We start from the raw sequence: 13,947 nt of genomic DNA, 5'->3' as shown, positions 1-13,947 counted from the left end.
TCTGAATCCGGGCCGCATTGTTTTTTACCGTTCAATAAACGGAACTGGCCGGAAAATAAGCGGATTGTATTTATCATTGAAGAATATTACATCTTTATCTCCTTAACAATTAATTCAGCAGGGGTCGATCTACATAGGGCGCCGTCCGTTTGGGCGGCTTTTTTTACCCCGTAATACTTACTATTGCAGTATCCTCAAGCTTCCATAAAATATACGCCGCGATGATATCATCAACGGAGTAATATCTTTTCCCGTTTCAATTCTCCACCGCTTCTTTGCAACGTCACTACCACCAGACCTTTCGAAAAAGACACTGCCGGGATCAGGATCATATTACTGCCAGGATTAACCGAATGTTTTCCTGAGTAAAGTCTCATACCTGAAACACTCACAACACTGATCATAAGATTCTCCGATGAAACGGATTGCACCTGCACCTGGATATCCTGCCCCGACTGGCTCACACGCCAGTCGTTTACGCTCAATGCTTCTACCCTGATAACAGGTGAATACCATGAAACATTATCCACATCCAGCTGCTTCAAACGGTAATGGATAGTTGTAAAATTGCCTGCATCCGGATCTGCAAAACCATAACCGACCGGCACAGCGCTATTCCCATCCAATGCTTTGGAGTGTACCCATCCCGCGTATTGCCAGTTACCACCTTCCCGGCTCCGTTGCACTTCAAAGCCTTTGTTGTTCTGCTCGCTGGTTGTTGTCCAGCTTAGTTTCACCCGGCCCCCTTCTGCCACGGCGCGGAAATCCTGCAGTTTCACCGGTAATGTATTGATTGGAGGAACGCCGGTGACCGAACAACCGGAACTGGTATAGCCCAGGCCCGCAGTAACGATTCCGATTGGAGCATAACCATCGGAAAACGCCGGCTCACAGGCTGCAGCATTACAACTGGGCATATTAACCGTACTTGTGCCACTGGCAATGGTACGATCAACCGCCAGAAGGTCTAGACCACTGGCGCAATTGATGGAGCCATTGAGATTGATCCTTCCCCTGTCCTCTATTTCAATGGTCCCATTACCATCGATGGTGCCTGCATAACGGAAAGTAATATTGCTTTTGATGCGAAGCGTTCCCTCTACTGTAATAGAACTGATATTTGAATTTGCACAGGCCCCTGGAAAGTTGGACGTTGCCCCCATACAAAAATCAGCATTGATACAAAGAACAGTTCCCGACGGAATGGTAAACGCAGGACCCGGCGCCGTCAGCAGATCAGCCTCGGTAATTGTGAAAGCCTGTGAAAACCCGGAATAGAATGATAACAGCAAGGCACAAACGAAATAGAATTGTTTTAGCATAAAGTAAGAATTTACTCGTGTGGTAAATAGAAATACGGGAGGAGCTAAAACATGACGGGGAGAATAATGAATGAGGAAATGATATCCGGCAATATATTAAACTTTTACAATATTTAATATCAATTAATTACGACTACCAAAGATTTACTGGCACCTGAAACGGTAACAGGGAATATTAAATTTTCATGATCACATTGAAATAAATTGTATTTTGGCCGCACTGCAAGTGAATACCCCTAATGCCAATAACGACCCGGGTCACCATGAGGATCTTCAGGAACAACTGTTCCAGGAGCTATTCCGTGAATATGAGCAACGCCTCTATGTTTTCATCATGAAGATCCTTCGTTCAGATGCTACGGCCAGGGATATTATCCAGGACGTATTCCTGAAATTATGGATCATCCGCAGCAAACTTCCCGAGATCGAGAACATCAATGCATTCCTCTACAGGCTTACGGAAAACCGCGTGTACGACCACTTACGAGCCAGCGCCACCCGCAAGGAATACAGGCAGGCATTGTGGGAACAACTGCAACGCGCCAATAATGGCGAAGAACAGCTCCTGGAGAAAAAAGAATATCATAGCATTATCCGCGATGCCATCAAACAACTCCCTCCGCAGCGCCGCACTGTTTACCTGATGAACAAAGATGAGGGTCTCAGGCAGAAAGAAATTGCCGACAAACTCCAGCTATCTCCCAATACTGTCCGCAATCACCTGGCCGAAGCCATCAAACAGATCGGTTCTTATGTGAAGCGGAATATTTCAGGGTTCCTTTCCATTCTTCCATAATGACTGCACTGCTGAAGTCCTGTACCGTTTCCAGCCCGTATTGAACAGGATACGGTCATCATTTCTGGTCGTTCAAAATTTTTTTTCAATTACACTGGTAGATTTTTGCAAGCTGTCCGTCACACCTTCATATGACGAACAGAACCGAGATCCTTTTTCAAAAATTCCTGGATGGCACCTGCACAAAACAGGAGTTCAACGAGCTGATGGACCTGCTGCAGAACAATCAGCAGGAAGAACCAGTCCGCGCCATGCTGCAAAAAGTTTACAAAGAGGTGGAGCAAACCCTCCCTTCGCATACCTGGGTGGATGCAACCGGCAGTCTGTTACCCGAACAACCGGTACAGACGGAGCCCGGGCCGAAACGCACGGTGCGAAGTCCGTTCAGGCTTGCCGCCGCAGCAGCCATCCTGCTGGTGGCGTCACTGATAACCTGGGCATTACTGAAGCAAAGCGGCAATGTGCAAACCAATCATCTGGCGCAGACCGTAACCAAATCCACCGAAAAGAAAGAACAGAAACATCTCGTGCTTTCCGATGGCACACAGGTCTGGCTCAATGCCGCCAGTGAGCTCACTTATCCTCCTTCTTTCGATGGCGCCACGCGCGTGGTATACCTTAAGGGAGAAGCGTACTTCGATGTGAAGCATGCAGAGAAAATACCTTTCCTGATCTATACCGGCAATGTAGTAACCAAAGTATTGGGCACCGCTTTCAATATCCGCGCTTACCCTGATCAACAAGATGTTCGTGTAGAAGTGAAGCGCGGAAAAGTACAGGTAAGCAAGTCCAACAAACTGATGGCAACATTAACACCGGGCCAGGCCGTAATGGTGCCTTCCATCGCAAAGGAAGATGCTGAACTGAAAACAGTGAAGGAAACAGAAGTTGCAGAATGGAAAGCAGGCAAACTCCATTACCGGGACCAGCCATTGAAAGAGATACTGCTGGACCTGGAACGACATTTCAGCGCACAGATAGAAGTGGAAGACAAAGCATTGCTGCAGGAAAACCTGAGCACTACCTGCGACAAGAACTCGGGCCTGGAAAATGCGTTGGACAATATCTCTCTTTCACTGGGAGCAAGTTTTGAAAAGAAGAATGGCAAATACATAATCATACAGAAATAAGAACCATTAAACCAGATCAACTGATGACCAAAACAAGGGATTGACCCAAAAAAGAAACCGTTACCGGTGGCACCCGATAACGGTGGATGTTTTATTAAACCCATTTCGAATTAACAAAACTTAGTAAAGCTATGCTTTTATTGGATTCCGGCAAAGGCCGGGACAGGGTATTTGCCTTGTCCAAAATTAACTGCTTCAATTCCAGACTGCTTATGCGTGTAACCCTGCTATCAGTTGCATTCCTTACCTGCCTGGTGACACTCGCAAACACCAGTTCAGGGCAAAACCTTAAAGAAAGGATGACGGTCCGTTTTACGAACATGCCGTTGAAAAAGGTATTGCGGGAACTGGAGAAAACGACGAAGTTCAACTTCACCTGGCGCAGTACCGATGTGGCCAACAGCCCGTTGATCAATTACGAAGCTACCAACGAGCAATTACTCAAAGTACTGGCTTATGTGCTTGAACCAGCCGGGCTTTCGTATGTGCAGCGTAACAATAATATCGTACTGGTACGCAGGCCTGCCACTCCTTTCAGGCCGGTGGTAACATTTGAAGGAGGCAAACCCCTGGTAGTATTGATGCCGGTGTATGATACAGTGCCTTCAGTTATTGTGAAGGGGCGTGTAACCTCCAGTGAAAAACTCGGAGAACCGGTCCCGAATGCTTCAGTAACGGTAAAGGGCAGACGCATCAGTACCATGTCCGACCCCGATGGCTATTTCACCATCAAAGTTCCGAAAGGCGCTATATTCTTAACCTTCACCCAGATCGGTTACGAGCCTACCGAAATGCGCGTCGATTACGATGGCCAGATGTTCGTGTCTATGAAGCCGCGCGCTCAGGCGATGACAGAAGTGATCACCACGGGGATCTATAAGCGCCCGAAAGAAAGCTTTACCGGTGCTGCCACCACCATTTCCGGTGATCAGATCCGGGCCATGAGCATGACCAACGCACTTTCCGCCATCAAGCTATTTGATCCTTCCATCCGGATACCAGATAATATCCAGTTCGGCAGTGACCCCAATCAATTGCCCAATATCAGCATCAGGGGCAGCAATAACTTTACACAATCACTGGGCGCCACTTCTTCTGTGCCGCAATCAGGCGCTGATTTCATGGCCAGTTATAGTTCCAATCCCAACCAGCCGATCTTCATCCTCGACGGATTTGAAGTGAGCCTGCAAAAGATCTATGACCTCGACATCAACCGCATCGCTTCTTATACCATTCTGAAAGATGCCGCCGCAACCAGCATGTATGGTTCGCGCGCTTCCAATGGCGTGATCATCGTAGACACCAGGCAACCGGCTCCCGGAAAACTGCAGGCATCCTACAGCGGCAGCCTCAATATCACCGGACCGGACCTCTCAGTATACGATCTGCTGAATGCAAGGGAAAAACTGGAAGTGGAAAAGATCGCAGGCATATATACACAATATGCAAGCGAAACCGAACCTGGCGCTTCTTCGGATGCTTACTGGAGAAGGCTTCGCTCCTACCGTGAATCACTGGTGGCAAAAGGTGTGAATACAGACTGGATGTCGCTCCCCCTCAGGAACGGCGTTGGCAGCAACCACTCGTTGAATCTGGGTGGCGGCGACCAGTACATGCGCTACCAGCTCAACGTCAACTACAAGAGTGATGCAGGTGTGATGAAAGGCAGCAGCCGCAATATCTATTCAGGAGATATGACCCTTTCCTACCGTTACCGTGGCCTCAACTTCCGTAATGCGATGAGCATCGGTTCAGGAAAAGCTATTAACTCTCCATACGGTAATTTCAGCGATTACAGCAGGCAGAATCCTTACTGGGCGCCTTATGACGATGCCGGCAACCCCGTGAAGGTCCTGGAGCAGTTCGAAGAAGGAACAGCTTATACCAATCCTTTATTCAATGCAACGCTCAATGTGATCGATAACAATGAATACAACAATATCAGCAACAATACCGAGATCGAATGGAACGTGGGCAATGGCTTCAGGATCACCGGCAGCGTAGGCATCACCAAACAGACCGAAGAGTATGATGAGTTCCTGCCTTCACAACATACCAGGTTTGTAAATGAGACCAATCCGCTCAAACGTGGCTCTTACAGTAAGACCTATACGAAGTTCTTCAATCTGCAATCCAGGTTGAAATTCGATTACAGTCACCGCATCGGCCGCGGGCAGATCTTCAACACTGCTCTCGCCGAGTTGAACCAATCCAACAGGAGCGGGCAAAGTTACTCAGTGATAGGTTTCCCTCACGAGAGGCTTGATGATATCCTTTTCGGCAATAGTTATCCGGAGAACTCAAAGCCTAGCGGATACAAGGATATCTCCAGGAGGGTCTCTTTTGGAGAGAACTTCAGCTTCACATGGGACCAGCGCTATGCAGTGGAAGGAAGTATTCGTTTTGATGGGGCTTCGCAGTTCGGCAGTAATAATCGCTTTGCAGCCTTCTGGAGCCTCGGCGGTTCCTGGAACCTGCACAAGGAAGAATTCTTCACCGGAATTCCACAGGTGGATCAATTAAGGATCCGTGGTTCTATCGGTACTACCGGCGATGACCGTTTCAATACCAACCAGGCCATCACTACCTATAACTATTTCACCAATACCAGCTTCCACGGCGTTCCAGGTACCAATCTCTCTACCTATGGCAACCCGGATCTCAGCTGGCAACAGGCCGTGAAAAAGAATATCGGCTTGGACCTCACCATGTTCAATCAACGCCTGCAGGTGAACGGCGATTTCTATGTTACTAATACAGACAGGTTATTGCTGGACGTTAATACCCCTCCTTCGGTTGGTGTTACCAGTTATAAAGAAAATATCGGCAGCCTGCAGAATATCGGCTACGAATTTTCTCTCAAATACAATATCATCCACCAGACTAAACGGAGCGTATACTGGACAGTATTCGTGAACGCGAACTCCAATAAATCAAAGATCCTGAGCATTTCCAATTCCCTGAAGAAACTGAACGAATTGAATGATCAGAATCCGACTTCAGGCGCCGATCAATACAAACAGGTCCGTCCGCAGAACAAGTACGTGGAAGGCCAAAGCCCTGACGCTATCTGGGGTGTACGTTCGCTCGGCATCGATCCCAGCACCGGTCGCGAAATGTTCCTGACAGCTGACAACAAGATCACGTATACCTGGGACCCCAGGGATAAAGTGATCATCGGTGATCCAACAGGCGGCCTCTTTGGCAATTTCGGCAGCAGCGTTACATTCAGGAATATAACGCTGAGCGTTGCCTGCAGTTTCCAGACAGATGTGCAGATCTACAACCAAACCCTGGCTGACCGCGTGGAGAATGTGAACCTCACCTGGCAGGCAGACAAACGCGTACTCACCGAACGTTGGAAGAACCCGGGAGATATTACACAATACAAAGGGCTGCGTGATGAAAACGGCTTTACAGTTTCTACGAGGACTTATGTTACCAGCAGGTTCCTGCAAAAGAACAATTTCATCAACCTCAGTTCACTTTCCGCCAGTTACCAGCTACCCGACAAGATCAGCCGGAAAGCAAAGCTCAAAACCACCAGGTTCTCGTTCATTGCCAATAATATCACACGCTGGTCCAGCATTGAAATGGAACGCGGGCTGGATTATCCTTTCGCGAGAACATTCACCTTCAACCTGGTTACCAATTTCTAAACCGGACAATTTTCAAAGCATGAAACTCAACAAGATCATATACACTGTTACTGCAATTTCCCTGCTGATAGCCACGGGATGTAACAAATGGCTGGACGTACAACCTGAGACCACCATCAGTGAACGCGACCAGTTTGCCACTGAATCAGGTTTCAAAGACGCCATGCTGGGAGTTTACATAAAACTCAGCGATGCCAAAACATATGGCAGGAACCTCACTTTCGGGTTCCTTGACGTGGCAGGCCAGTGCTATAATATCAATACCTCGGATGCCAACTATGCGCAGGCCGTTAAACTGAATTTCCTGGATCCTTCCGCAAGGAAGTATGCAGACAGTATCTGGCAGGATATGTACGCCAATATCGGCAACATCAACCAGATACTCACCCATCTCGATTCCAATAATATCCGGTTCAGCGGACGTTATAAGAACCAGTTAAAGGGCGAAGCCCTTGCCATGCGCGCCTTCCTGCATTTCGACCTGTTGAGGTTGTTCGGTATGTCGCCCGCAGCCAATGCAGAAGCGAAAGCCATTCCCTATGTTACACTTTTTAAAGTGAAGGTATTCCCGGTACTCACCGTGAACGAAGTGATAGAGAAATGTCTTGCAGACCTGGCAATTGCAGAGGGATTGCTGGCGGAAGACAAGTCACTGGTGAAGAACTATGACCTTGCAGACCCCTACAAGTCTTTCACGCGCCACCATATGAATTACTGGGCGGTGAAAGGATTGCAGGCCAGGATCAACCTGTACAAGGGAGATAAGCCGGCAGCGCTGGCTGCTGCGCTGGAAGTGATCAACAACCAGGCGGCAAACTTTCCATTTGTTACTCTTTCTCAGGCATCCGCTACTTACAACAGGGACTACACTTACGCCAACGAGCACCTGTTTGCCGTGTTCATCAACAACCTTCAGGCTTTGTCTGAGTCTCACTTTCTCGGCAATATTCAAGGTGGCCCGGCCACACTTCCATTGACTGAAACACACCTGAAGAATTTGTACGAAACCGCAGCGGGAAACAGTACCGATATCCGTTACAATTACCTGTTCAGCGCCACCGGTTCTGCCTGGGCTACCATGAAGTACAGTCAGTTCAATATTGTTTCCAGCAGTCCTGAAAGTGATTATCTCCGCAAGAACATTCCATTGATAAGGGTTTCAGAAATGTATTATATAGCTGCTGAAGCTGCCCCCACCCCTGAAGAGGGAACTACTTATCTCAATATTATAAGACAGGCCCGCGGACTCACACAATTGTCCCTTAGCCAAACAGCCACCACGCTGGATACCGAGCTCAGGAAAGAGATCAAGAAAGAATGTTATGCAGAAGGCCAGAACTTCTATTATTTCAAAAGAAAGAACGGCACACGCATCATTACAATTGCAAACGGCAATCTCGCAACCACACCCGCAAGCTATGTATTGCCTATTCCTGAAGTGGAAAAAGAATACGGCGATTATTAATCTCTAAAAACGAGTTTTATGTTTTGCAGAAAACATTCATTATACATCATACTGCCGGCGCTGGTCCTGGCGGCTTTTACCTCCTGTAAGAAAAGCGAGCTAACCTCTTTTGAAGAGAAGCCCATGGTCCATTTTTATAAAAGGTTCGATGATCCGAAAAAAGACAGCTTCCTGTATTCTTTCGCCATTATGCCTCCTGAACGGACGAAAGATACCATCAAACTACCTGTTCGTATTTCAGGCGTTGCAACCGACAGGGACAGGAAAATAAATCTCAAACCTGTTGCAGACAGCACCACCGCCGTGGAAGGAACTGACTACAACATTCTTTCGGCAATTGTTCGCGCAGGACATTACAATGATTCCATCGTGCTGGTTGTACTCCGCAGTGCTGAAATGAAAACCATGGAAAAACGCCTGGTGCTGGAGATCATTCCTTCAGAGGATTTCAATCCCGGCCTGTACGACACGCCTTCAGCAAATTCAACAGTGAAGCTCACCGGGGGATCTGTTCGAATGCTGGTAAGGATCAACGATTTTCTTACCAAGCCTTCCAACTGGGATTCATTCCTCGTGTATTTCTTTGGCAATTACAGCCAGGTGAAATACCGATTTATTATCGATGTAATCGGCAGGGGTGAATTCCCTTCAGGCCCTACCGGCCTTCCCTATGGCCAGTTTATAGCCTACCAGCAGCTCATGCGCCAGGAACTGGACAAATACGAAGCAGAGCATGGCAGCATGATCGATGAGAACGGAAACATCGTGGAATTCTGATCCTTTTACCTCAGATTAAATCAAACAGTATGAAATTATTCTATTCCCTTTCCATTGCCGCACTGACAATGGCATCGATGCAGGGTTGTATAAAAGATAAAGGCAATTACACTTATAATGATATCAATTCCATTTCCATCCAGAAAGATATCCCGGATACTTATTTCGTGATGGTGCAGGACTCATTGAAGATAGATCTCGAAGTAAACCAGACCATGCCGGCAGCAAAGGGCATCACTTACGACTGGGTATTCTATCCTTCAAGCGCTGCACCTTACAGGAAACATATCGGTAATTCGGCCAATCTTCGGGCGCTCATCACCGATGCACCCGGTTCCTACGTGCTGGACCTTTTCATCACAGACAACAATACCAATGTGAGCTTTTACAAGAAGTTCTCCGTAAACGTAATGAGCGCCTTCAATGAAGGCTGGCTGGTATTGAATGAAAAGGATGGACATAACGATGTATCGATGATCCTTCCTTCCGACACCACTATTCACAATATTTTCTCGAAAGCGAACAACAACCAGTTCCTTTCCGCCGGGAAAGGTTCCATCACCGTCTTCCAGAGAAGAACAGCACAAATGGTTTACCTGTTCACACCGGGAAGCGGCTTACAAGCCAGTGTTTCCAATTTCACCATCGAGAGCAGGTTTAATGATTGGTTCTTCATTCCGCCTGCTACTGAAGCCCCGCTGGCCGTTTTCACAAATGGCGGCGAAGAGCATTTCCTCACCAGCACCAGGGCCTATGGCGTTAACCTCATCACGCCTCCTCCCTACAAATATGGAGTGGCCACTATCGGGGATTATTACCTGGCGCCCTACCAGATATCCAGCAGTGTTTATGGTTTTATTTTCTATGATACCATCGCGCAACGCTTCTGGTTCCGTTCAGGAAGCGACTTCTCATTACAAACCGTGGCCAGCGCCAAACCTACCGATGTGTGGAACCTGAACAATGTAGGCAAGAGACTGCTCTACGCAGGTCCGGGAACAGGAAGTAATTTTGTTTCCGTGTTCGAAAGCAACACCAAGGACTCGCTTTTCGTTTGCACAGGTCTTTCACAGGGCACCAACAGCTACGGGATATCATCAGACACATTGCCTGCCGGACTGCCTCTTCAATCCGCTGGTAAATTCCTCGCTTCACGAATGGTCCCTCATATTTATTTCGCTTATAACAACCAGTTATACATCTGGGACATTCCCGGGAAACTCCAGCGCCTCATTTATACATTCCCGTCAGGCACAGAAGTAAGGAGCCTGAAATGGTACGCAAACCCCAAAAACAGTTCTGACCCTGATAACAACCGCGTGATCATGGCCGCCACCAAAGAAGGAAGCGAAGGCAAGGTTTACCTGTTCGGCGTGGAAGCCACCGGCGACTTCACCGGAGGCACTTACAGCAAAGTATTCGATGGGTTCGGATTGATCCATGATGTAACTTTTAAGCCCCAACCCTAAACAATAAGCCCAATGCCGGTTACCCGGACATCTTCCGGGTGGCCGGCTTTTCCCTCATTCATTTTAAGATTTTCATCGATGAAATATTATTTTGTCCTGCCATTGCTTTTTCCCTTTATGTCCGCAGCACAACAAGCACCTGCCATTGTACAAGGCATTTACAACAGGACCAAAGCAGTGGCCGTATCCCTGTACGAAGTGAAAGATGGCGAACGCGAAGAGTTCGCTAAAACCAAACTCAGCGCCGGCAACAATTTCGCCTTTCAACTACCAGCAGCCAAAGCAGGTTTTTATTATCTGGGCAATGATGCGCAGCGAGGCGGCGTTCGCATTTACCTGTCCCCCGGCGCAAAGCTCAACCTGCTGGTAACGGATTCCGGCTACCAGTTACGCAACGCATCAGCAGAAAGCAAGCTCCTGCTGGAATGGGAGAACTTACGCGCACCTCTCCGCGCCATGAGCAGGAGTATGAGCAACGACAATTCACAATACCGCCGCCTGGCCGACACCTGCACCTACCGCAGTTTCTTTCCCATGCTGGAAGCCATGCTGCCCAAAGCTGAAGCCTTCAAAAAGAAGATCAACAGCCCCAACAAATCTTTCAACGAATTGCTGCGCTTCACGGTGGATGCCGATATGCAATCCATGGCCGTGATGTTCCTGTTGCAACCCAGGTCTGCACATCCGCAGCGGACCGATTACCCTGCTTACTATCAGCAGGTCGCAAAGTCGAACATACTGAACACAACACGTATCTATGCACTGGGCGAAGGACAGGACCTCCTCTCCGGCTTCCCTACATTCAAAATGTTACTATCCGATCCCAAACCGGAAAGGGAAAAAATGTTCGACTTCATTTTGGAACAGGTTGCCAACGATACTTTAAAAGGCGACCTCGTGGCCAGGCGCCTTGTCACCGGCAGATCTTACGAAGAAGTACTGACCAACATCAACAAATATGGCCAGTTCCTTTATACAGAAAGACAATTGGCGATGAAAGAAGAAGCCATGGAAAAGCTGGTGAAATACCAGAAGGGCGCCCCCGGCTATAATTTTGATCTCGAAGATATCAACGGGAAAAAAGTTAGCCTGAAATCACTTGCAGGAAAGATAGTAGTGGTGGACGTTTGGGCTACCTGGTGCGGCCCTTGCAAAGCAGAGATCCCCCATCTGAAAACACTCACAGAAGAAATGAAAGGGAAAGATGTGGTATTCGTCAGCATCAGCACAGACAAGGAAGCCGACAAAGAAAAATGGAAAAAATTTGTTGCAGAGGAAGAGTTGGACGGCGTTCAGCTCTATGATCCTTCCGGCAAATCCGTGATCAGCTATTACAAGATCCCCGGTATTCCACGTTTTATGGTGTTCGATAAAGCAGGAAAGATCGTAACTGTGGATGCACCACGCCCAAGCACACCCGAACTGAAAAAACTGGTGGAACAATATTTGTAAACGCAGCTGTGCTCATTTACTCAGGGAACAGTCGCTCGCCTCTGGCGAGTGACTTTTTTTTAGTCGCCTCCGGCGACGCGGTGTTCGCCGGAGGCGAACAAATAACCGTCACTCGCCAGAGGCGAGCGACTGCCCGCTAAGTAAATGCAACCTGTTACTTAAGTCAGCAGCGCTTGCCTGGCTGCACCTCTCGTAAAGGCAATGGCTTTGTCTGCCTTGTGTAGCTCCCCTCCCTGCAATGTTATCGCTTCACATTTTTCTCCTTCCAGCTGCAGGAATACTTTCGCGGGATTCAGCAAACGCGGAGCGCTCAGGAAAATCTCCCGGCAATTGATCAACCGCAATGCAGACTCTCCTTCTTTATCCGCCATCACCTGTAATCCACTGATCCAGGCATCCTGCACATTATCCATTACCACTGCCGGCCTGAGATCCTTTTCCTGGAATTCAAATCGTATATTGCTAAGGGTTAGTCCTTTTACATTCCGCGCATAGAGCCCATAGGCCGGAGGGCCATAGGGTTCCGTTCCCCATACCCCGAAATACTCGGAAGCAACAGCCGGTATGTCCCTTTTGGCAGCCTGTGCAGCCGTTCCGCCTCCTGCATAACGAATATGTATATCCGAGAACTGGATATTCTCCAGGTACACATCATTCATCGCATTCAGCGTTATGCAACTATTGACTTCCCCTGGAAATGGCTTCACCACAAATGGGATCTCGGGATGGTCCACAGGCCCTGTCACCACAGTTGCCTGAATGTTTTTGAACTGGATATTCCGCACGAAAGAAGGTTCGGAAGCAGCCGTATTGTTATTGTTGTTGTTCCTGGATGTTCCGCTGAAACCAATCCCGACAGGCCCTGTCACATTCCGCATGATAATATTCGAAAAAATGAAATTCTCTAATTGCCCTCTCCCTGTGCTGATCTTCACAGGACAACCATAAGACTCCATGATCACGCAATTGGTGACGGTGATATTCTGCGACTTTCCGCCACCAAAGCGGAAGATGGACCAGCGCGTACTGAAAGTGCAATTGGTGACCGTTACAAACTGGTTACTTCCGAAGAGCGCGCAGGCATCGTCCTGGCAGGCAACATCGCAGTTGGAAATATGCACGTAAGAAGAATCGTTGAAATGGAAACCGTCGTTGTTGCGGTTTACACGGTTATGGATACGTACGCCATGGATCTGCACATTGCTGCAATGCAAAATGCGGAAGCAGTGATAAGCACTGTTGGTGAGAAAAGCATCACGCACCAGCACATGTTTACATTTGTAGAGGATCAGCAAATGCGGGCGGTCCATATTCCCCGGCGTTCCACCCGGACCAGTGCCATCTCCCCTTCCATTGTTGAAAGCAGCGCCGCTGCCATCTATGGATCCCTGACCTTCTATACTGATCCTTTCCGCATTGGCGGCAAAGAGCAATACCATATTCCCGTTACCCGGAGGGATACCTTCGCCTGCTTTGTAATCGCTTTTCAATGTACTGCCCATCAATCTCGCTTTGGGCGCCAGGTGCAGGGTCACAAAAGATCTTAATTGTACAGTACCGATCATGAAATCCCCTGCCGGCACCAGCACGATGCCGCCGTTTTGCTGATGACAGGTATCGATAGCTGCCTGCAAAGCAGCACTGTCATTTGTTTTGCCGTCGCCTTTAGCGCCATAGTCGCGCACATTGTAAACCGGGAATACCGTGGGAAGATGAGATGCAGCCTGTGTTTCCGGCTCAATTCCATTGGCAAGGGCATTTGTGCTGAAGGCAGAAAGACCTGCCAGGGATAAAACAGGAACAGTGATCTTTCCCAGCAATTGCCGGCGAGTGATCGGGTCAGGATTTTCGTTCTTCATGATTGCAGCTTTTTATAA

The 13,947-nt window shown here is 48.3% G+C and carries 9 protein-coding genes; 7 read left to right on the top strand and 2 right to left on the bottom strand.

The genetic code is table 11. The annotated features are described in order from the left end of the window. Positions 1-230 precede the first annotated feature (230 nt). Positions 231-1,322 carry a hypothetical protein gene (locus D9Y29_RS10435; RefSeq protein WP_127127762.1) on the bottom strand — a complete coding sequence of 364 codons (1,092 nt, stop codon included), beginning with the start codon at positions 1,320-1,322 and terminating at the stop codon, positions 231-233. 211 nt (positions 1,323-1,533) lie between these two features. On the opposite strand from D9Y29_RS10435, the gene D9Y29_RS10430 reads away from it, so the two are divergent. From D9Y29_RS10430 to D9Y29_RS10400, 7 genes are all read left to right on the top strand, one after another. Further along, positions 1,534-2,118 carry an RNA polymerase sigma-70 factor gene (locus D9Y29_RS10430; RefSeq protein ID WP_164735354.1) on the top strand — a complete coding sequence of 195 codons (585 nt, stop codon included), beginning with the start codon at positions 1,534-1,536 and terminating at the stop codon, positions 2,116-2,118. Positions 2,119-2,249: 131 nt separating this feature from the next. Next, positions 2,250-3,248 carry a FecR family protein gene (locus tag D9Y29_RS10425; protein WP_127127758.1) on the top strand — a complete coding sequence of 333 codons (999 nt, stop codon included), beginning with the start codon at positions 2,250-2,252 and terminating at the stop codon, positions 3,246-3,248. Positions 3,249-3,460: 212 nt separating this feature from the next. Continuing rightward, positions 3,461-6,907, top strand: coding sequence for a SusC/RagA family TonB-linked outer membrane protein (locus tag D9Y29_RS10420; RefSeq protein ID WP_164735353.1), 3,447 nt, complete (start codon positions 3,461-3,463; stop codon positions 6,905-6,907). A 19-nt stretch (positions 6,908-6,926) separates the two neighbouring features. Then, the gene (locus tag D9Y29_RS10415; protein WP_127127754.1) at positions 6,927-8,372 is read left to right on the top strand and encodes a RagB/SusD family nutrient uptake outer membrane protein; all 1,446 of its coding nucleotides are present in this window, start codon (positions 6,927-6,929) and stop codon (positions 8,370-8,372) included. An 18-nt stretch (positions 8,373-8,390) separates the two neighbouring features. Next, positions 8,391-9,149, top strand: coding sequence for a DUF4843 domain-containing protein (locus D9Y29_RS10410; RefSeq protein ID WP_127127752.1), 759 nt, complete (start codon positions 8,391-8,393; stop codon positions 9,147-9,149). 29 nt (positions 9,150-9,178) lie between these two features. After that, positions 9,179-10,618, top strand: a complete 1,440-nt coding sequence (locus tag D9Y29_RS10405) for a PKD-like family lipoprotein (RefSeq protein ID WP_127127750.1) — start codon at positions 9,179-9,181, stop codon at positions 10,616-10,618. Positions 10,619-10,696: 78 nt separating this feature from the next. Next, a complete protein-coding gene (locus tag D9Y29_RS10400; protein ID WP_164735352.1) occupies positions 10,697-12,070 on the top strand; it encodes a TlpA family protein disulfide reductase in 1,374 nt (457 codons plus the stop codon). A gap of 158 nt (positions 12,071-12,228) precedes the next feature. Here the strand turns inward: D9Y29_RS10400 and D9Y29_RS10395 are convergent, their stop codons facing one another. Further along, the gene (locus D9Y29_RS10395; protein WP_127127746.1) at positions 12,229-13,929 is read right to left on the bottom strand and encodes a glycoside hydrolase family 28 protein; all 1,701 of its coding nucleotides are present in this window, start codon (positions 13,927-13,929) and stop codon (positions 12,229-12,231) included. Positions 13,930-13,947 lie beyond the last annotated feature (18 nt).

The sequence above is a fragment of the Pseudoflavitalea rhizosphaerae genome (genome assembly GCF_003991355.1).
Lineage (GTDB): Bacteria > Bacteroidota > Bacteroidia > Chitinophagales > Chitinophagaceae > Pseudobacter > Pseudobacter rhizosphaerae.
Note: the sequence above shows the minus strand (reverse complement) of the source record. Positions and strands in the feature narration are given on the sequence as shown.

Excerpts from the sequence above, each read along its gene's own strand:
- D9Y29_RS10435 (WP_127127762.1), bottom strand. The coding sequence starts at position 1,322 with ATGCTAAAACAATTCTATTTCGTTTGTGCCTTGCTGTTATCATTCTAT.
- D9Y29_RS10425 (WP_127127758.1), top strand. The coding sequence starts at position 2,250 with ATGACGAACAGAACCGAGATCCTTTTTCAAAAATTCCTGGATGGCACC.
- D9Y29_RS10420 (WP_164735353.1), top strand. The coding sequence starts at position 3,461 with ATGCGTGTAACCCTGCTATCAGTTGCATTCCTTACCTGCCTGGTGACA.
- D9Y29_RS10415 (WP_127127754.1), top strand. The coding sequence starts at position 6,927 with ATGAAACTCAACAAGATCATATACACTGTTACTGCAATTTCCCTGCTG.
- D9Y29_RS10410 (WP_127127752.1), top strand. The coding sequence starts at position 8,391 with ATGTTTTGCAGAAAACATTCATTATACATCATACTGCCGGCGCTGGTC.
- D9Y29_RS10405 (WP_127127750.1), top strand. The coding sequence starts at position 9,179 with ATGAAATTATTCTATTCCCTTTCCATTGCCGCACTGACAATGGCATCG.
- D9Y29_RS10400 (WP_164735352.1), top strand. The coding sequence starts at position 10,697 with ATGAAATATTATTTTGTCCTGCCATTGCTTTTTCCCTTTATGTCCGCA.
- D9Y29_RS10395 (WP_127127746.1), bottom strand. The coding sequence starts at position 13,929 with ATGAAGAACGAAAATCCTGACCCGATCACTCGCCGGCAATTGCTGGGA.